Origin of the sequence: Streptomyces sp. 3MP-14 (genome assembly GCF_006334905.2) — a bacterium.
In the GTDB taxonomy this organism is placed as follows: domain Bacteria; phylum Actinomycetota; class Actinomycetes; order Streptomycetales; family Streptomycetaceae; genus Streptomyces; species Streptomyces triticirhizae.
Genome location: NZ_VDLZ02000008.1, coordinates 160787 through 179020, shown reverse-complemented (window position 1 = coordinate 179020; position 18234 = coordinate 160787). Strand labels below are relative to the sequence as shown.

17 protein-coding genes are annotated in these 18234 nt (G+C 72.8%); 8 read left to right on the top strand and 9 right to left on the bottom strand.

Going from position 1 to position 18234, the window contains the following annotated elements; all coding sequences use genetic code 11:
* The first annotated feature begins 57 nt into the window (after positions 1–57).
* A complete protein-coding gene (locus tag FH609_RS15465) occupies positions 58–780 on the top strand; it encodes a DUF6461 domain-containing protein (RefSeq protein WP_139667846.1) in 723 nt (240 codons plus the stop codon).
* 80 nt (positions 781–860) lie between these two features.
* Here FH609_RS15465 and FH609_RS15460 read toward each other — a convergent pair whose 3' ends face one another.
* The 4 genes from FH609_RS15460 to FH609_RS15445 all read right to left on the bottom strand — a co-directional run bounded on the left by FH609_RS15460 (position 861) and on the right by FH609_RS15445 (position 5217).
* Positions 861–1916 carry a LacI family DNA-binding transcriptional regulator gene (locus tag FH609_RS15460; protein ID WP_139667844.1) on the bottom strand — a complete coding sequence of 352 codons (1056 nt, stop codon included), beginning with the start codon at positions 1914–1916 and terminating at the stop codon, positions 861–863.
* Between the two features lie 75 nt (positions 1917–1991).
* Entirely contained in the window at positions 1992–2570 is a 579-nt protein-coding gene (locus tag FH609_RS15455) for a DUF1648 domain-containing protein (protein ID WP_139667842.1), read from the bottom strand.
* A gap of 159 nt (positions 2571–2729) precedes the next feature.
* A complete protein-coding gene (htpG, locus tag FH609_RS15450) occupies positions 2730–4709 on the bottom strand; it encodes a molecular chaperone HtpG (RefSeq protein ID WP_139667839.1) in 1980 nt (659 codons plus the stop codon).
* 148 nt (positions 4710–4857) lie between these two features.
* Positions 4858–5217: a MerR family transcriptional regulator gene (locus FH609_RS15445; protein WP_139667837.1), complete on the bottom strand. Its 360-nt coding sequence runs from the start codon at positions 5215–5217 to the stop codon at positions 4858–4860.
* Positions 5218–5337: 120 nt separating this feature from the next.
* Between FH609_RS15445 and FH609_RS15440 the strand changes: the two genes are divergently transcribed.
* A complete protein-coding gene (locus tag FH609_RS15440; RefSeq protein WP_226961690.1) occupies positions 5338–6291 on the top strand; it encodes a polysaccharide deacetylase family protein in 954 nt (317 codons plus the stop codon).
* A gap of 187 nt (positions 6292–6478) precedes the next feature.
* A complete protein-coding gene (locus tag FH609_RS15435; RefSeq protein WP_139667835.1) occupies positions 6479–9253 on the top strand; it encodes a GNAT family N-acetyltransferase in 2775 nt (924 codons plus the stop codon).
* Positions 9254–9306: 53 nt separating this feature from the next.
* Here FH609_RS15435 and FH609_RS15430 read toward each other — a convergent pair whose 3' ends face one another.
* Positions 9307–9924: a TOPRIM nucleotidyl transferase/hydrolase domain-containing protein gene (locus FH609_RS15430; protein WP_139667834.1), complete on the bottom strand. Its 618-nt coding sequence runs from the start codon at positions 9922–9924 to the stop codon at positions 9307–9309.
* A gap of 404 nt (positions 9925–10328) precedes the next feature.
* On the opposite strand from FH609_RS15430, the gene FH609_RS15425 reads away from it, so the two are divergent.
* Positions 10329–10844 carry a flavin reductase family protein gene (locus FH609_RS15425; RefSeq protein WP_139667832.1) on the top strand — a complete coding sequence of 172 codons (516 nt, stop codon included), beginning with the start codon at positions 10329–10331 and terminating at the stop codon, positions 10842–10844.
* A gap of 540 nt (positions 10845–11384) precedes the next feature.
* Here FH609_RS15425 and FH609_RS15420 read toward each other — a convergent pair.
* From FH609_RS15420 to FH609_RS15410, 3 genes are all read right to left on the bottom strand, one after another.
* A complete protein-coding gene (locus tag FH609_RS15420; RefSeq protein ID WP_139667830.1) occupies positions 11385–12131 on the bottom strand; it encodes a class I SAM-dependent methyltransferase in 747 nt (248 codons plus the stop codon).
* A gap of 252 nt (positions 12132–12383) precedes the next feature.
* The gene (locus FH609_RS15415) at positions 12384–13292 is read right to left on the bottom strand and encodes a lytic polysaccharide monooxygenase (protein WP_405378961.1); all 909 of its coding nucleotides are present in this window, start codon (positions 13290–13292) and stop codon (positions 12384–12386) included.
* 314 nt (positions 13293–13606) lie between these two features.
* Positions 13607–13921, bottom strand: a complete 315-nt coding sequence (locus FH609_RS15410; RefSeq protein ID WP_139667828.1) for a hypothetical protein — start codon at positions 13919–13921, stop codon at positions 13607–13609.
* Between the two features lie 137 nt (positions 13922–14058).
* Here FH609_RS15410 and FH609_RS15405 point away from each other — a divergent pair, with 137 nt between their 5' ends.
* Positions 14059–14637, top strand: coding sequence for a TetR/AcrR family transcriptional regulator (locus FH609_RS15405; protein WP_139667827.1), 579 nt, complete (start codon positions 14059–14061; stop codon positions 14635–14637).
* An 89-nt stretch (positions 14638–14726) separates the two neighbouring features.
* Positions 14727–15926, top strand: a complete 1200-nt coding sequence (locus FH609_RS15400) for an SGNH/GDSL hydrolase family protein (protein WP_139667825.1) — start codon at positions 14727–14729, stop codon at positions 15924–15926.
* Positions 15927–15966: 40 nt separating this feature from the next.
* On the opposite strand, the gene FH609_RS15395 is transcribed toward FH609_RS15400, so the two are convergent.
* The gene (locus FH609_RS15395) at positions 15967–16677 is read right to left on the bottom strand and encodes a hypothetical protein (RefSeq protein WP_139667823.1); all 711 of its coding nucleotides are present in this window, start codon (positions 16675–16677) and stop codon (positions 15967–15969) included.
* A 353-nt stretch (positions 16678–17030) separates the two neighbouring features.
* Here FH609_RS15395 and FH609_RS15390 point away from each other — a divergent pair, with 353 nt between their 5' ends.
* Both FH609_RS15390 and FH609_RS15385 read left to right on the top strand, forming a co-directional pair.
* Positions 17031–17870: a helix-turn-helix domain-containing protein gene (locus tag FH609_RS15390; RefSeq protein WP_139667821.1), complete on the top strand. Its 840-nt coding sequence runs from the start codon at positions 17031–17033 to the stop codon at positions 17868–17870.
* On the top strand, positions 17854–18069 hold the full coding sequence (locus tag FH609_RS15385) for a DUF397 domain-containing protein (RefSeq protein WP_139667820.1): 216 nt from the start codon (positions 17854–17856) through the stop codon (positions 18067–18069). The genes FH609_RS15390 and FH609_RS15385 overlap by 17 nt, the downstream gene beginning before the upstream one ends.
* The last annotated feature ends 165 nt before the right edge of the window (positions 18070–18234 follow it).

The following is an 18234-nucleotide window of genomic DNA, read 5'->3' as shown; positions in this document are numbered from 1 at the left end:
GGGTCAACCGGGGCTGATCAACGCTCCGTTGTCAGTGCGGCGTGTCACCATACGCGCATGGATACGAGACACACAGTGATCGACCCGGGGTTGGCCTGGCTTGATGCCTTCTGTGAGCCGGGCTACCGCGTGACGTTCGCGCACCGGGTGGCCCCCAGGGAGCTGTTGACGCGGATGGGCGCCGACCCGGCGACGTTCCGGCGGCGGGACGCGGCGGCTGCCGAGCAGGCGCAGGCGCAGTTGGCGTGGGGGCTGTCGGTGGCGCGGGCGGGGCTCCACGAGGGCTGGGCCTACGCGGTGGAGAGCACCGGCGGGCACGGCTCCGGGCGGGAGACGCTGCGTCGGGTCTCGTGCGGGACGCGGGCGTTGGCGCTGCTGCGCGCCGCAGACGGCGGCTGGGGGTTCGTCCTCGCCGAGGAGGGCGAGGTGGTGGCGACGCGGGAGTCGGTGTCGGCGGGGCGTGGCGCGGGGGCGCTCGGCGACTGGCCGTGGCGGGTGGGGCTGTTGGGGCTGTTGGCAGAGGAGCCGGCCTCGGGTCAGGGGGCCGGGGTTGGCGCGCGGCTGTTGGCGCTGGCGGACGGCGCGCTGGGCGCGCGGCTGCCACGGGAGCAGGTGGAGTGGGGCTGGCTGGTCTCGGCCGAGGTGGGTGACGTCTGTCCGCCGGCGGCTCCGGTGGGGATCGGCCCCGGGGTGCCGGCGCCGGCGCGCGGCCGGCCGCAGGGCGTGGGGGCGGGGCCGGGGCCCGGCGTCGTGACCGGGCCCGAGGGGGCGGCGTCGTGACCGGGCCGGCGGGGGGCGCGTGCGCCCGGGGCGTGCGCCGGGTGGTGGCGTGGGGCCGCCGCTGGTGGGCCGGCCTGCGGTCAGTCGGGGGCGGGTCCCACGGAGCCCCTGGCGACGACCGGGCAGGGCAGCGCCGTGGTCTCCACCCGAGGCGGGGTGCCGGCCTCGACGGCGTCCAGGAGCAGGCCGGTGGCCACCTCCCCCATCGCCTCGTGGGGCAGGGCCACGGTGGTCAGCGGCGGATCGAGGAAGGCCGCCATGTGCTCCTGGTCGTCGTAGCCGACGAGCGACAGCTCGCCCGGCACGGACAGGCCGAGCCGGGCCGCGGCGAGCAACACCCCTGCCGCGACGCGGTCGTTGTAGCAGACGATGCCGGTGGGGCGGCGGCCCGCCGGCACGCCACGGAGCAGTTGGAGCGCGGCCTGGTAGCCGCTGGCGATCTCGCCGCCGGTGCGGACGATGGTCTCGGGGGCGGCGCGGAGGCCGACGGTGCGCAGCGCGTCGCGGTAGCCGCGCAGCCGTTCACCGGAGGCGATGTCGTCGAGGCCGCCGGCCAGGGCCAGTCGGCGGTGGCCGGCGTCGATCAGCAGCCGGGCGGCGGCCCGGCCGCCGGCCCGTTCGGATGGGATCACGGCCGGCAGGGAGCCGTCCGCCGGCAGGCAGTTGGCCAGCACGGTGTGGCACTGGTCGAGCCCGGCGGGCAGCCGCGCCCTGCGCAGCGACATCGCGGCGTAGATGATCCCGTCCACCCGGCGGTCCAGCAGTTCGGCGACGGCGGCGTCCTCCCGTTCCGGGGAGCCCGCCGAGTCCACGGTCAGCACCAGGTGTTGGCGCTCCCAGGCGGTGCGCATCGCGCCGCGCAGCAGCGCCCCTGCGAACGGGGTGGAGGCGATGTGGTCGGTGACCATCCCGATCACGGCGGTGCGGCGCCGCCGCAGCCCCCGGGCCACCGCGTTGGGCCGGTAGTTCAGCCGCTCGGCCGCGTCCCTGATCCTGGCCTGGGTCTCGGCGGAGAGGTTGCCTTCGGCCCGCCCGTTGAAGACGAAGGACACCGCCGTGTGGGAGACCCCGGCGAGCCTGGCCACGTCCCGCGAGGTCGGCCTGCGCCGCCCCGCGCCCTCACCACTGCCAGCCACCCCGGCATGGTATCCCGACCTGCGGCGTCGTCCTCCGGACGGGCCTTGGGGCCAACGGCCGGGCCGGGCCGTCGCTCAGGCCGTCCGCTGGAGTTCGCGCAGCGCCCGCTTCTCCCGGCTGTCCCGCCAGCCGGCGAGGCAGGGCGGCACCACGGAGGCCACCAACGCCAGCACCATCGCCGCCGTGAGCCATCCCGACACGTGGGTGGTCTGGGTCGCGCGCCACTGCACCCAGGCCATCGGCAGCAAGGCGACGCCGACCAGCGCGTTGGTGAGCAGCAGCGCCCTGGCCATGGCCCGGGCCGAAGCCGCGCTGGCGGGGCGGTTGTTGCCCGCGGCCTCGGCCTGGGCCCAGCGGTCCTTCGGCGGCGGCATCGCGTCCAGCGGGGTCGCCCGCAGCAGCCCCCACACGCAGCCGACCAGCAGCGCGGTCAGCCCCGCGTAGACGAACACCGGGAGGAAGGCCAGTCCCACGCTCCGCTCGCCCCAGGCGTCCACCCCGCTCCCCCCGATGTGTTGAGGGATGCGCTCGGGCAGGTCCGGGTAGCGCACGATGCCCCACAGCGCCATCCCGACCAACAACGCGACGCTCGGCGCCGCCCACCACCAGAGCGCGCCCGCTTCCGTCCGCCCACCGCGTTCCCTCGTGCCCATGTCCTGCCCCTACCCGAGCGCCGCGCCGCCATCCCTCGCGCACCGGCGGGCGGCGCCGCGCGACTCGGGGCGCGCGGCCTGGGGGCGCGCGCCCTGCGGTTCGCCGTTCCCGCCCGGGGGCTGGGCCCTGCGGGCGGGAACGGCGGGAGGGACCGGGCGTCAGAGGGTGCGTTCCAGCCGGTCGGCCAGCAGCCTGGCGAACCTGGCGGGGTCGGCCAGCTGGCTGCCCTCCGCCAACAGGGCCATCCCGTAGAGCAGTTCGGCTGTCTCGCCGAGCCCCGGGTCGTCGGCGTCGGTGGCGTGGGCCTTCCGCAGGCCGGTGACCAGCCCGTGCTCCGGGTTCAGCTCCAGGATGCGCTTGCTCTGCGGCACCTCCTGCCCCATGGCGCGGTAGAGGTTCTGGAGCGCGGGCGTCACATCGCCGGCGTCGGTGACGACACAGGCCGGGGAGACGGTGAGCCGGGAGGTGAGCCGCACCTCCTTCACCTCCTCCTGGAGGCGCTCGCCGAGCCAGGTCAGCAGCTCGGCGAACTCGGCGCGCTGCCGCTCCTTCTCCGCCTTCGCCTCCTCGCCCTGCTCCTCCTCGGCGTCCAGTTCGGCCTCGCCCTGGGCGATCGAGCGCAGCTGCTTCCCCTCGAACTCGGGCACGGCCCCGACCCACACCTCGTCGACGGGGTCGGTCAGGATCAGCACCTCAAGGCCCTTGGCCTGGAACGCCTCCAGGTGGGGCGAGTTCTCCACGGCGGTCCTGGACTCGCCGGTCATGTAGTAGATGTGCTTCTGGCCGTCCTTCATCCGCTCCACATACCGCGCGAGCGTGGTCAGCCGCTCCTTGTCGTGGGTGGAGGCGAAGGAGCAGATCCGGAGGATGGTGTCGCGGTTGTCGGGGTCGTTGAGCAGGCCCTCCTTGACGACGCGCCCGAACTCCCGCCAGAAGGTGGTGTAGTTCTCCTCGCGGTTCGCCATCATCTCCTTGACGGTGGAGAGCACCTTCTTCACCAGCCGGCGGCGCATCAGCTGGATCTGGCGGTCCTGCTGGAGGATCTCCCGGGAGACGTTGAGCGACAGATCCTGGGCGTCCACCACGCCCTTGACGAAGCGCAGGTACTCGGGGACGAGCGCCTCGCAGTCGTCCATGATGAAGACGCGCTTCACATAGAGCTGCACCCCGCGCTTGTTGGCCTGCGAGAACAGGTCGTGCGGCGCGTGCGCGGGCAGGAACAGCAGCGACTGGTACTCGAAGGTGCCCTCGGCCCGCAGCTGGATCGTCTCCAACGGGTCGGTCCAGTCGTGGCTGATGTGCTTGTACAGCTCGTGGTACTCCTCGTCGCTGACCTCGCTGCGCGACCTGGCCCACAGGGCCTTCATGGAGTTGAGCGTCTCGGGCTCCGGCGCCTTCGCCTCCGTCTGCTCGGCCTTCTCCGCCTCGTCGGCCGCTTCGGCCCCGTCGGCCGCTTCGGCCTCCGACGCCTTCTCGGCCTTGGGCGCCTCGGTGACCATCCGGATGGGCCAGGTGATGAAGTCGGAGTAGCGCTTGACGATCTCCCTGACCTTCCAGGGCGAGGTGTAGTCGAAGAGCTGGTCCTCGGCGTCCTCCGGCTTGAGGCGCAGGGTGACGGCGGTGCCCTGGGGCGCGTCCTCGACGGTCTCGACGGTGTAGCCGCCCTCGCCCGTGGAGGACCAGCGGGTGCCCTGGCTCTCCCCCGCCTTGCGGGTGACCAGGCTGACCTCGTCGGCGACCATGAAGCTGGAGTAGAAGCCGACGCCGAACTGCCCGATCAGCCCCTCGGCGGCGGTCTCGTCCTTGGCCTCCTTCAGCCGCGCCAGCAGCTCGGCCGTGCCCGACTTGGCGATGGTGCCGATGAGTTGGACCACCTCGTCCCGCGACATCCCGATGCCGTTGTCCCGCACGGTGAGGGTGCGGGCCTCCCCGTCGGGCTCGATCTCGATGTGGAGGTCGTCCACCTCGGCGTTGAGCGAGTCGTCGCGCAGCGACTCGATGCGGAGCTTGTCCAGCGCGTCGGAGGCGTTGGAGATCAGCTCGCGCAGGAAAACGTCCTTGTTCGAGTAGATCGAGTGGATCATCATCTGGAGAAGCTGGCGCGCCTCTACCTGGAACTCGAACGTCTCGGTCGGCATGGTCGTGGATTCCTCACGTCTGTCGCACGGTTGTGGAAACCTGGCGTCCCCCGAGGCAGCTGCCGGCGGGGGCCACCGTCAGTGATGTTAGGCGAGGTCACCGCCGTTCATCGGGCCTTCGCCCAGGGTCGCGGCGGGGCCTGCGCCGTCAGCGGTCGCGGACCGCCACGAGGTAGGCGCCGATCGCGTCGCGGTTGCGGGTCAACAGCTCGATGCGGCGGCTCATCGCGTCGCGCTCGCGCTCCAGCAGGGCCAGCATCTCCGGGGTGGCGTCGGTGAAGTGGATGTCCCGTGGCCGGTTCAGGCAGGGCAGGATCTCCCGGATGATCCGGGTGGGCAGTCCCGCGTCGAGCAGTCCCCGGATCTGCCGGATGCGGTCGACGAACTCCTCCGCGTAGGCGCGGTAGCCGTTGGCGCAGCGCTCGGGCGCGATCAGGCCCTGTTCCTCGTAGTAGCGCAGCAGCCGCCGGGAGGTCCCGGTGCGCTCCGCCAACTCCCCTATCCGCATGGGCTCTCCCGCATGTGACGCGGCTCACCGCCGTCCGGCTTTACCTTCACACGAGTGTGAGGGTTCGACGATGGCCGGGCAAGCCGCCGCAGACGCGGAAGACCACGAAGGGACGGCCCCGTGTCCGACATCTCCCCCGCCGCCGACCCCGCAACCGCCGAACCCCAGGCGTCCGGAACCCAGGCGTTCGAACCCCACGCCCACCAGCGGCTCTACGACTACCGCCCCATCGTCGAGCGGCCGCCGCTGCGCTGGCCGGGCGGGGCCAGGGTGGCGTTCTATGTCGGGCTGAACGTGGAGCACTACCGCGTTGACCGCCCCGCCACCAGCATCTTCCCCGACACCGCGCCCCTGGTGCCCGACCCGCTCAACTACGGCTGGCGCGACTACGGTCCGCGCGTCGGCTTCTGGCGGGTGCTGGAGATACTGGACCGGCACGGGGTGCGGGCCAGCGTGATGCTCAACTCCGAGGCGGGCCAGCGCTATCCGGCGATCGTGCGGGCCGGCCGGGAGCGCGACTGGGCCTGGGTGGCGCACGGCAGGAACAACTCGACATTCCAGGCCGGCATGGCGCGCGAGGAGGAGCGCCGCTATCTCGCCGAGGTGGTGGCGGACATCGAGCGGGCCACCGGCCGGCGGCCACGCGGCTGGCTGGGGCCGGCGCTGACCGAGACGTTCCACACCCCGGAGCTGCTGGCCGAACTGGGCGTGGACCACCTCCTCGACTGGACCAACGACGACCAGCCGTATCCGCTGCGGGTGCCGGGGATGTGGGGCGTCCCGTACTCGGTGGAGCTGAACGACATCACGCTCTTCATGGGCGGCCGGGTCAGCGGCCCGGAGTTCGTGCGGATCGTCCGTGACCAACTGGACCGGCTGCTCGCCGAGTCGGCGGACAGCGGCCGGGTGTTTCCGCTGGCGCTGCACCCGTTCGTGATCGGCCAGGCGTTCCGGGCGCGCTATCTCGACGAGGCGCTCGCCCTGGTGGCCGGCCATCCGGACGTCTGGCTGACGACGAGCGACGAGATCGCCGCCCATGTCCAGGCGTCGTCGCCGTCCTCGGCGGCCGCCTGACCGGCCCGGCGCGCGCGGCCAGCCGGGCCGGGGGCCACCGCCCGGCCGCCTGCCCGGCCCGGCCTCCGACATGACCGCGAATCCTTCACATCTCCCCGACCATTCACCCCCCAAGCCCCCCGAACGACCATAAGTTAGGTTAGCCTCACCTAATCATTCCGTGGTCCGTGGAGAGAGCTGAGGGCCCGTGACCGTCCACATTCACCGCGACAGCTGGGGCATCCCCACGCTCAGCGCGGACAGCGCCCGCGAACTGGCCTACGCCCAGGGCCGGTTGGCCGCCCAGGACCGCGCCTGGCAGCTGGAGATGGAACACCGCAGGCTGCGCGGCACCTGCGCCGCCGTCCTCGGCCCGCCAGCCCTGGACTGGGACGTGCTGGTGCGCCGCGCCCAACTCGCCCAGACCGCCCGCCGTTGCCTGCTCGCCCTCGACGACGCCACCCGCGACTGGGTCACCGCCTACACCGACGGGGTCAACTCCGCGCTGCCCGAGGCGGCGCGCAGCGCACCGGAGTTCGCCGCCACCGGGGCGGTCCCCGGCCGCTGGCAGCCCTGGGTGCCGCTGGGCGTCTGGCTCGCCACCCACCTGTTCTTCGCCGGCCTGCCCGCCAAGCTCTGGCGCGCCGAGGTCACCCAACGGCTGGGCCCCGAGGCCGTCGCCTGGTTCACCGCCGGCACCCCGGGCACGGCCGGCAGCAACGGTTGGCTGCTCACCGGCGAGCGCACCGCGACCGGCGCGGCACTCCTCGCCGGCGACCCGCACCGCTACGCCGAGGACCCCGGCTGCTACCAGCAGATCCGCCTGGTCTGCCCCGAGTTCGACGTGCTCGGCTTCGCCGTCCCCGGCGTCCCGGGACTGCCGCACTTCGGGCACGCCGGCACCGTCGCCTGGGCCATCACCCACGCCATGGCCGACTACCAGGACCTCTACCGGGAACGGCTCCGCCGCACCGACGACGGCGTCGAGGCGCTCGGCCCGGACGGCTGGGAGCCCGCCGGGCACGGCGTGGAGACGGTGACCGTGGCCGGCGCGGCGCCCGTGACCATCGACGTGTGGGAGACCGAGCGCGGCCCGGTGCTCTTCGGCGGCCCGGAGGACGCCGAGGCGTTCAGCCTGCGCCATGTCCCGCGCGTCACCGCCCGGTTGGGCTTCGCCGCGCTGCCCAGGCTGCTGCGGGCCCGCACGGTGGCCGATGTGGACGCGGCCTGCGAGGACTGGGTGGAGCCGGTCAACGTGCTGCTGGCCGCCGACGCCGAGGGCGGCACGCTGCACCGGGTCGCCGGCCGCGTTCCCGTCCGCGACCCCGAGAACCGGCTGCGCCCGGTGCCCGCCTGGGACGCCCGCTACGCCTGGCGCCCCGACGCCTACGAGCCCACGCCGCGCGCCGAGGTCACCGACGGTCTCGCCGTGATGGCCAACGAGCGCGGGCTCGCCGCGCCACTGGGCGTCGAGTTCCTGCCGGGCCACCAACACCGCCGCATCACCGAGCTGTTGCGGCCACGAAGGGACTGGACGGCGGACGAGATGGCCCGGGTGCACGGCGACACCCGCTCCGGCGGCGCCCCCGCCGTGCTCGACCAACTCGCCGACCGAGCCGGCCCCGCCGGCCCCGCCGGCCCCGCCGGCCTCGAAGGGCTGAGCCCGGCGGCCCGGGCCCTGGCCGGGCGGCTGCTCGCCTGGGACCGGCGGATGGACGCCGACTCCCACGACGCCGCCGCCTACGCCGCGCTGCGCGCCGCCTGCGCGCGCCGGCTCGCCACACACCCCGCGTTCGCGCCCCTGGCGACCCTGAGCACCGAACCGCTCGGCGCCCATCCCGACGCCCCCGCCTCCCCCGCCGGCCGGCCCGGGCCGCGCTGCCCCGCGCCACTGCGGCCCTGGCTGGAACTGCGGCCCCGCATCGCGTTCGCCCTGGAGACCCTGCTCACCCCGGGCGTGGTGCCGGGACTCGACCCCGCCGCCCTCGTCCGCGAGGCGCTGGAGGAGGTCGCCAACGAGGGCGCGGAGCAGGGAACATGGGGCGAACGCCACCGCCTCGCCCTGTGGCGCCCGCTGCCCTCGACGGGCGGGCCGGCCCTGGACGTGCCGCTGGCCGGTGACCACGACTGTGTGTGGGCCGCCGGCAGCGTGCCCGGGGTCACCGACACCAGCACCCGCTGCCCGGTCGCCCGCCACGTCTGGGACCTGGGCGACCGCGCGCGCAGCCGCTGGGTCGTCCCGCTCGGCGCCCAGGGCACCGCCGACCACCCCCACCACCACGACCAGACGCCACACTGGGCCGCCGGCCGCCTCCTCCCCGTCGAGACCGACCCGGCGCGCCTGACCCACGAGGCGAGTCTCGCCGTCGGCCAGCACACCGCCGCTCCCCGAACCCCCGCCTACGCGCGCGACGTTCCCGGCTTCGGCACAGTCAGCCTCGTCCCCGTCGACCCCGTCGCCGACCTGGCGCTGCTGCACGGCTGGGTGACCGAGGAACGCGCCGCGTTCTGGGGCATGGTCGGCGCCGAGCCGATCGAGGTGCTGGAGATCTACGAGTACCTCGACGCGCTGCCCACCCACCACTCCTATCTGGTGCACCGCGACGGCGTGCCCGTCGGCCTCTTCCAGACCTACGACCCGGCGGCCGACGAGGTCGGCGCCCACTATCCGGTGGCCCCCGGCGACCTGGGTGTCCATCTGCTGCTGGCCCCGCCCAGGGGCCCGCTCCGCCGGGGCTTCACGGGCGGGCTGATCCCGTGCCTGGTCGAGTTCGTCTTCGCCGACCCGCGCGTGCGGCGCATCGTCGCCGAGCCCGACCTGGGCAACGGCCCGGCGGTCGAACGCGCCCTGCGCACCGGCCTCGTCCTCGGCCCGGTCATCGAACTCCCCGACAAACGCGCCCGGTTGGCCTTCCTCACCCGCGAGGCCACGCGGAAACCGGACGCGGCGGCGCGCGAACGAGGGCCGGCGGCGCGGGGGTGAGCGGGGCGCGGGTGGGCGGGACGCGGCGTGAGGGTGGGCGGGGGCGGCGGCCGTCAGAGGCTGGCCAGGAGTTCGTCGAGCGGGGCGGGCACCCGGTCCGGGTCGAGCGCCTCGACCAGCGCCCGGCCATAGCGGATCTTGCGTCCCGCCTTCGTGCCGATGAAGCGCCGCATCCGCTGCCCGGCGTCACGGTCCCGCTGCGCCGGCTGACGCAGAAAGATCTGGAGAGCCCGCAGTTCGCCCTCCTCCCGGACCAGCTCCTCGACGCGCGGCACGCCCAGCGCGCGGATCAGCTCGTCCTCCAGGTCCGCCGCGCAGACGAAGAACGGCTGCCGCGCCCCGTCGACCGGCCCCAGGGCGCGGGCGTAGTAGGGGCGTTCCGCCTCGTCGCACAGCCCCAGCAGGCGAAGGCCGAGATCGGGTGCGCCGAGCAGGCCGGCGAAGCGGCCGACGCTCATCGCGCCGCCCATCGACAGCAGGCAGACCCCCTCGTCCGCCAGGTCCCGCCCCCGGCGCTCGGCCAACGCGCCGACCGCCTCGACATCGCTCGGGCCCTCGACCAGGACGACCGCCCGCACGGGCAGCCGCGCGGCCAGCTCGTGCACCGGCTCGCCGGGGCCGCCGACCACCCACGCGAGGACCGCCGCCCGGAACGCGTCCATATCAGCCATGGGACGAGTCTCCGCCCTGCCCGCCCGGGCCGGTAGGGAATTACCGCCCGCGCGGCGGCCACGGTCACGGCCACCGGGCATCCTCACCCTGGGCCCCGCTCCGGAGCGCCGCCCGCCGAGGCACGCCCTGGACTGTCGCTCTAGTGCCCACCCTCACTCTGGTGAACTGATACGACCAACACGCCCCGCGCCCACCCAGCCCACTCAGCCCACCCCGATCCGATCCCGACTCCGAGCCGCCCGCCCCGACCGAGAGGAACTCTCTTGTCCGCCGATCACTCCGTCGCGCTGTCCGTCGAGCCGTTCGTCTCGCTCCCCGCCGCCGCCCCCCGCGCCACCGCCCCCACGCACACACCCGCGCCCCCGGGGCCGAGCGCCCGGGCGACCCGGGTGGGAGGTGCCCGATGACCGCCGGCGAACAGCTTGACGCGCGGCATCTGACCGGCGAGGCGTTCAAGTCGGTCTTCCGTCGGCATCCGGCCGGGGTGGCCGTGATCGCCATGTCGCACGAGGGGCGGCCGGTCGGGTTCACCGCCACCTCGGTCATCTCCGTCTCGGCCGAACCGCCGCTGCTGGCCTTCTCGTTGGCGGCCACCTCCTCGTCCGCCCCGGCGATCGCCGCCGTCGACACCCTCACCGTGAGCCTGCTCGCCGACCACCAGGACGATGTCTCGGCCCGCTTCGCCACCCGGGGCGTCGACCGGTTCGCGGCCGGTGGCTGGTTCACGCTGCCCACCGGGGAGCCCGTGATCGAGGGCGCGCACGCCTGGATACGCGCCCGCGTGCTGGAGCGCACGCCGGTGGGCGGCAGCTTTCTGATATCGCTGCTCGCGCTCCAGGCCGAAGTGCGCCCCGACGCCAGCCCGTTGGTCTTCGTCGATCGCACCTATCACCGGCTCGGCCCGGAAACCGCGATCTGACGGGCCACGGAAACCGTCGCAGCGACGGGAGGATCGGTTTAGTCCACACGGTGCGCGCCATTCTCCACACCTTCTCTGCTGTGGAGCAACGTTTTCCACGCGGCCCTTCCCATCGCCGCGTAAAACTCCGCCACCTCGGGCGATTTCGCCTTGACATGGGCGCCGCAAGGGAGTTAGTTTACCGGTTAAGTAAGCGCTTGCTTAAGGGAGTTACCCACTTCCCGAGGACAGGCCACGAACGGAATGACCCTCAACAGCTTTTCCGCCCCAGCCCCGGGGCGAGAAAAGCGAAAGCACCAACCGAGATCTTTCGGAGAATGACCGGAACGCGGCCCGTCTTTGGGCGCGTTCCTCCGAGGGATCTCGCCCCGGCGGAGCCCAACGCCGGCCGCGTCCGACCAGCCCCCGGACCGGCCGGGGTCCGGCTCTTCCCCGCGCGCCCGCACGTTCCGTTCGGGCGCGCGGGGCCTTCTCGTGTGGAGGTTCGGGCCGGGGGCGCGGCCCGGCGGACGATCCGGCCAACGGCCCGTGCAACACCGTTCAACGGCCGTTCAACGACCCAACGAACAACGTGCGTTCGGCCCCGCCCTGTTCGGTGACGGTGGTCACCGCGAACCCCGCGTCGGCCAGCAGCCGTTGCCACTCGGCCACCGGAAAGAGGCCGGTGTGGTGCGCCTCGTGCACCAGCCGCACCGAGCCGTCGGCGGCGCGCAGGGTGAAGCTGTAGTCGGTGCGCACGGTTGTCGCGCCCGGCGCTGGCGGCAGACTCCACTCCAGATAGCGCACGCCGCTGCCGTCGGGGGCGTCGCTTCCGCCGCAGTCCGTGACCGGCTCGTAGGTGTCGGCGACATGGTCGGGAAAGAACGCCGCGACCCCGCCGGGCCGCAGATGCGCCCGGGCCGTGTGGAACGTCGCCGCCAGGTCGTCGGCCGTGGTCATGTAGTCGATGGCGTCGTGCACCAGCACCGCGTCGAACGTCCGGCCGAGCCGCAGCTCCCGCATGTCGCCCGTCAGATGCTCGACGTCCGGGTTGACCGCGCGGGAAACGGCCAGCATCTCGGGCGAGAGGTCGACCAGGGTCAGGGTGAACCGGTCCCGCAGATGGCGCGCCAGATGGCCGCCGCCGCTGCCCAGCTCCAGCACCTCGCGCACCGGGCGGACGGCGAGCGCGAACAGCTCGGCGGCGGTCGCCGCGTCCTCCTCGTAGACCTCGACCGGCGAGATCAGCGGCCACCAGGGGGCCAGTTCGCCGTAGAGCCGTGGGGTCGTCCCGCTCGCGGTCGTCATCGCTGCTCCCACCGCCGGCCGTCGCTTCGTCCTGGTCGGATGCCGTCGCCGGCATCCGACCAGGATCGTAGCCCGGGGGCCCAAACCGCCGGGGCCCGGGGACCGGGGGACGCCTCCGGCCCCCGGGCTGTCGGGGTGGAGAACGGTCGAACGCGCCGGTCGGCGCCCGGAGTTCAACGCCGGCCGCGCTCCCTCAACGCCGGCCGCTCTCCCTCAACGCCGACCGCTCTCCTTCAACGCTGACCGTCCCGGCTAGGACAGGAAGCCGGCGAGGTCCGAGCCGACGGCCCGCACCAGGGAGACGGCCTGGGTGGAGACGCTGGCCACGGCCGTGGTCCTGGCCTCGGTCGCGTGCCCGGCGTGGCTGGCGTGCGTGACCTCGGCGGCGTCCGCCTCGTACGCGGCGGCGACCTCCTCCGCGCTCAGGGTCTCGTCGCCGAAGGTGACCTGACCGTTGCCGCCGTCGAAGACGACATCGGAGCAGGAGTAGAAGTTCTCCTGGCTGTCGGAACGAATCCAGTGCACGAAGATGATGTGCTGACCGGAACGGTTCGGCAGCTGGACGTTCCAGTAGTAGTGCCCGCCGTCGGTGCCGACGCCACCGCGCTGGGGCGGGTTGGTCACCGAGCTGATCTGCTCCAGGTCACCCCAGCCCAGGGACTGGTTCGGCGACCAGCCGTTCTTGGTGATGTAGACGTTGAACTGGCCCGGGTGGTGCGCCCAGTTGCTGTGCTGCAACTCGATGTTGGCCCCGGAGGACAGGTGCGTGGTGGGCCAGTCGCTGCGCACGGCGCTGTACGCCGAGAAGTCGAACGGGCCACGGTTGCCGCCGCTGCACAGCGTGCCGTCGGGGATGTAACCGGTCGTCCGGCCGCCGCCGTTGGAGTCCAGCACCGCGAACCAGTTGTACAGGGGCCCGGTGCCGCTCTGCTGCACGGCCGAGGCACAGGCCGGGTTGGACGGCATCTGGGTGCTGCCGTTCTCCTTGAGGTCCAGGTAGCACAGGTAGGTCCGGGCTCCGGGGAGGGTGGTGGAGCCGTGGGCCGAGGCCGGGGAGGGGAGGGAGGCGATCAGAAGAGCGAACAGTCCCGTTCCCAGCACGCTGAGAAGGCGGAACTTCGCGGTCGCCCTGGGTCTCCGACCGGTCGATTCGTTGGACACGGGTACTCCTTAGAGAAGAGTCGTCTCCCGAGAAGGGCAACCGGGAGCACCAACTCCGCCCGGGTTCCCGGGGTCGAGCCGGTGCACCGACGGCCCGTCGTCGGTGTTGCTGCCGCGCATGGGAGCGCTCCCGTAGCGGAAGGTAGCCCGGCTTCCAGCCCTCCGTAAGCTCCGCTTCCGGCCGTTGCCCCCGCGAAAGCGATGTTTTTCGGCCAGTTTCTGGTTGCGGCCGGCGAACGGCCCGTGGGCTACCCGGCCAGACGCCGGTCCACGCCCTCGAAGTGCGCCACCACCCGCTCGCCTTCGGGCGTCAGTCACAGGTGACGGACGAGCGGCGGGCGCCGCAGGACCACCGGCGCCAGCGAGGCGCCCCGATGCGCGGCCAACGCCCCGACCAGCGGCTCCAGTTGCGGCGCTTCGGCGGCGCGGCGCCCGGCCGCGCCGTGGAGGCGGCGCCGGTAGACACGCAGCCGGTGGCCGGTACTGGCCGGGTGCCCCGGAAGGCCGGCATCCGGCTCCGCGCGCAGCGCCCCCACCCACGGGCGACCCGCGTCCCCACGCGGCCCGCCGTGCGCCGCCAACGCGTCGGCCACCCACCCCACCGGGGCGTGAGCGACCTCGTCAGCCACACAGGGCGATCAACCGGTCGGAATCAGTGACAACGGGGCGAACATCGTCACGCTGTGACCGATCCCCCTGCCCCCACCTAAGACCATCGGCGTTTTGCCTATATGCTTTAGGTAGAGCGACGAAAGGAGGACCGGAGATGGTGCGGGTGGGGCTGAGTGCGGAGCGGTTGACCAGGGCGGGGGCGGAGCTGGCCGACGAGGTCGGGTTCGAGCAGGTGACGGCCTCGGCGCTGGCGCGCCTGTTCGGGGTGAAGGTCGCCAGCCTGTACTCGCATGTGCGGAGCACCCAGGACCTCCGGACCAGGATCGCGCTGTTCGCGCTGGAGGAGATGGCGGACCGCGCGGGCGAGGCCGTCGCCGGGCGGGCCGGCCGGGACGCGTTGGCGGCGTTGGCCAACGTCTACCGCGACTACGCCCGCGAACACCCGGGACGCTACGCCGCCGCCCAGCTGCGGCTCGACCCCGCGACGGCCGCCGCCAGCGCCGGCGTTCGGCACGCCCGGCTGACCCGCGCCATCCTGCGCGGCTACGACCTGGCGGAACCGGACCAGACCCATGCGGTCCGGCTGCTGGGCAGCGTCTTCCACGGCTACGTCAGCCTGGAGTTGGGGGGCGGTTTCAGCCACAGCGCCCCCGACACCGACACGACATGGGCCAGGACCCTCGACGCGCTCGACGCGCTCCTCCGCAACTGGCCGACGCCTCCGCCCACCTGACGGCCGGCGTGCCGTGCCGGGCGCCCTTCGGCACCGCGCGCGCCCCTCCCGTTCCCCTTCCGTACCTCAGACGAGAGCAAGCACCTCCCATGACCACGCCGTTGACCACCACGTCCGTCCCCGACCTCGCTCCGCTGCTGCGCGGGGCGATCGACCTGGAACGCACGGCGCACGGTGTGCTGCCGCACCGGCTGCCCGCGCGGGCGCGCGCCCAGTGCGCTGACCCGCAGCTGGCGATGGTCGAGGCCCAACCCGCCGGCGTGCGGCTGGTGTTCCACACCGCCGCCACGGTCGTCGAACTCGACACCCTCCCCACCAAGCGCCACTACGCCGGCAGCCCGCCGCGCCCCGACGGCGTCTACGAGTTGCTGGTCGACGGCCGCCTCGCCGCCGAGGCGACGGCGGTCGGCGGCCACACCCTGGTCGTCGACCTCGCGACCGGCACCACCGAGCACCGGCCCGGCTCCCCCGTCACGCTCCGCTTCGCCGGGCTGCCGGCGCGGCCGAAGCGCGTCGAGATCTGGCTGCCGCACAACGAGACGACGGAGTTGGTCGCCCTGCGCGCCGACGCGCCCGTGGCGCCGGCCGACGACGGCGGTCGTCCGGTGTGGCTGCACCATGGGAGTTCGATCAGTCAGGGGTCCAATGCGACCCGTCCCACCGGCACCTGGCCGGCGGTGGCGGCCGCGCTCGGCGGAGTGGAGCTGGTCAACCTGGGCCTGGGCGGCGGCGCGTTGCTCGACCCGTTCACCGCCCGGGCGCTGCGCGACACCCCAGCCGATCGCATCAGCGTCAAGATCGGAATCAACGTGGTCAACGCCGATCTGATGCGGCTGCGTGCCTTTGGCCCTGCGGTCCATGGCTTTCTTGACATGATCAGGGACGGTCATCCGACGACGCCGCTGCTGGTCGTCTCCCCGCTCCTCTGCCCGATCCACGAGGACACCCCGGGACCGTGCGCCTTCGACATGGCGGCGCTGGCCGCCGGCCGCGCCGCGTTCCGCGCGACCGGCGACCCGGGCGAGGTGGCCGCCGGCAGGCTCACCCTGACCGTGATCAGAGACGAACTCGCCCGCATCGTCGGTGAGCGCGCCGCCACCGACCCGCACCTCCACCACCTCGACGGCCGCGCGCTCTACGGCGAGGCCGACGCCGCCGAGCTGCCGTTGCCCGACAACCTGCACCCCGACCCCGCCACCCACCACCGCATCGGCGAACGCTTCGCCCACCACGCCTTCGCGGACGGCGGGCCACTGGCGGTCAACGGGACGCCGACCGCCGCCCGTTGAGGCGACGGACGATCGGGGAGGCTCTCGTCCCCCACGGGCGTCAGACCGTGGCCAACTCTGCCCGGAGATCGACCACCGTGCAGCGCCGGAGTTGGACGACCAGTTGGTTGGCCAGGAACCAGGGTTGGTCCGGGCTTCCGTAGCGGAGATAGTTGGTGCCGGGAACGGGGTCGGCCCACCCGCCGGTCAGCGTCGAAACGAAGAAGCCACCGAACACGCCCCAGAGCCGAGGCGCCCGCGATCGGATCGCGATGGGGTCGGTCAGATGCGGGCAGAGTCGAACGGCCAACGCCGCACACGGCAGGCAGACGGGCGGCTTGGTGGTCAACGCGCCCTCCCAGTGGTCCGGTTCTTCGCCGTCCCCCTCAGCTTCGCGCTGGTTGAGGAAGAGCACCCCGTCGCTCGTGCGGCTCGCCGGTTTGGCGCAGACCTGACACAGCCGGTTGAACATCGCCTCCCGCTGCCGCAGCGGATGCATGGCCGGGAACACCGGCCGCCCCTCCCCGCACCCGTCCGCGCTCCGCGCCCACAGCACGCCGTGGTGGTCCCGGTCCTCGGCCCGCTCGTCGCGGTATCCCAGCCCCTCCCCGTTCGACCGCACGCACAGCCGCTCGCCGGCGCCACTCCGCTCGGCCGACCACGAGACGACGTAGGGAACGGGGAGTTGGGGCCGGACCGGCGGCCACACGGCCGCCGGCCCTGGCACGGGCGTGGGTGCCGGCCGGACCGTCGGCTGAGTCTTCGTCCTCATTGCCCGATCACCCCAGGCGACCCGAACGGATGTACCAACTGCCGAATCGGGAAAGCTCGGTTACTTTTTCTCATGTCATCACTTCCGAGTAGCACCGACGATGGATGACCACGCCCCCGGACGTCTGCCAACGCCGCGGGGGCACCCTTGGCCACACCGTTACGTCACTCCCCGCGCGGCGCGTCCACCACGCCGCGCCACTCGCCCTCGTGCGGCCGGCTCGAACCGATCAGCCGATGCCCCGGGACAGTGCGGGAGTGACCACCACCATCCCCGCGAGAAGAGTCCCAGTACAGCCCTGACGCGTGACCAAATACCGTCAGGGCACGGCGAGTTGAAAGGGTGTTCGAGTTTTGGAACAGACGCACAGCGAGACGGAACGAGCGACCCCACGGACCTACCTCGGCCGACGGCTTCGGCGCATGAGGGAGAGCGCCGGACTGTCCCTGCGGGCACTGTCGGAAGCGGTCGGGTTTCCCTTCTCCTATATCGCCCGGGTCGAACGGGGCGAGCAACTTCCCTCGGCGCTCCTCTGCGACGCACTGGACACGTACTTCGGGTCGGACGACCTGTTCGCCGAACTCCTGGAAATGGCCCAGGACTCGGCAATCGCGGATTACAGTCGCGTCGTTCTGGAAACGGAGGAGAAGGCCTCCCGCATCCAGGTCTTCCACAGCAGCTTGGTTCACGGTCTGTTGCAGACCGAGGCCTATGCGCGGGCGCTCATCGACGCCTCCTCGCTGGGAAAGTCCCCGGAGCAGCGGGCGCAGATCGTCGCGCTCCGGATGCGTCGCAAGCGGGTCTTCGCCCTGGAGGAGCCGCCGTACTTCTGGGCAATCATGGACGAAGCCGCCTTCAAGCGACCCATTGGTGGCAGAGAGGTCATGCGCGAGCAAATGGCCCATCTCATCGAGGCCGCCCAGTCGCCGCACATCACCATCCAGGTGCTGCCGTTCGCGCAGGGTGCGCATCCGATGCTGGGCGGCAGCCTGAGTCTGTACACCCTCCGGAACGGGTCTACGATTGGCTACATCGAGAGCTTCGTCACCGGCGAGCCCGTCGAGTCTCCGCGCCGCATCGTCGAATCCACCCAGCGGTTCGACATCGCCCGCTCCAAGGCACTGCCGGAGAGCGAATCCCTCGCGCTGATGCAGGCTTACCTAAGAGAGTACGAGAATGAAGTCGATTCCTGACGCGTCCGCCCTTACCGGTTGGCGCAAGTCCAGCTACAGCAACGGCGACGGGGGAGATTGCCTGGAAATCATCGACGGCCTCCCGGCAGACATCCCCGTCCGCGACAGCAAGCACGCGGAAGGTCCGGCACTGTTTATCCCCAGGAATGAATGGACCGCCTTCGTCAGGGCCGTGCGCAACCGGGATCTCTCCGCCTGAGGCCGCCACGGAATGCCCCACCACAGACCGGCTCCCGCTGTCGCGGGGGCCGGTCTGTGGATGGCGATGCTACCGTTCACACACGCTCGTTCCGCCGAACCCGCCACGCCTTCGCGGACGGCGGCCCGCTGGCGGTCAACGGGAGGGTTCGCCAGTCCTGTTGAG

Coding starts and splice junctions, on each gene's coding strand:
- FH609_RS15465 (WP_139667846.1), top strand. CDS start 58: ATGGATACGAGACACACAGTGATCGACCCGGGGTTGGCCTGGCTTGAT.
- FH609_RS15455 (WP_139667842.1), bottom strand. CDS start 2,570: ATGGGCACGAGGGAACGCGGTGGGCGGACGGAAGCGGGCGCGCTCTGG.
- htpG (WP_139667839.1), bottom strand. CDS start 4,709: ATGCCGACCGAGACGTTCGAGTTCCAGGTAGAGGCGCGCCAGCTTCTC.
- FH609_RS15445 (WP_139667837.1), bottom strand. CDS start 5,217: ATGCGGATAGGGGAGTTGGCGGAGCGCACCGGGACCTCCCGGCGGCTG.
- FH609_RS15430 (WP_139667834.1), bottom strand. CDS start 9,924: ATGGCTGATATGGACGCGTTCCGGGCGGCGGTCCTCGCGTGGGTGGTC.
- FH609_RS15425 (WP_139667832.1), top strand. CDS start 10,329: ATGACCGCCGGCGAACAGCTTGACGCGCGGCATCTGACCGGCGAGGCG.
- FH609_RS15420 (WP_139667830.1), bottom strand. CDS start 12,131: ATGACGACCGCGAGCGGGACGACCCCACGGCTCTACGGCGAACTGGCC.
- FH609_RS15405 (WP_139667827.1), top strand. CDS start 14,059: ATGGTGCGGGTGGGGCTGAGTGCGGAGCGGTTGACCAGGGCGGGGGCG.
- FH609_RS15400 (WP_139667825.1), top strand. CDS start 14,727: ATGACCACGCCGTTGACCACCACGTCCGTCCCCGACCTCGCTCCGCTG.
- FH609_RS15395 (WP_139667823.1), bottom strand. CDS start 16,677: ATGAGGACGAAGACTCAGCCGACGGTCCGGCCGGCACCCACGCCCGTG.
- FH609_RS15385 (WP_139667820.1), top strand. CDS start 17,854: ATGAAGTCGATTCCTGACGCGTCCGCCCTTACCGGTTGGCGCAAGTCC.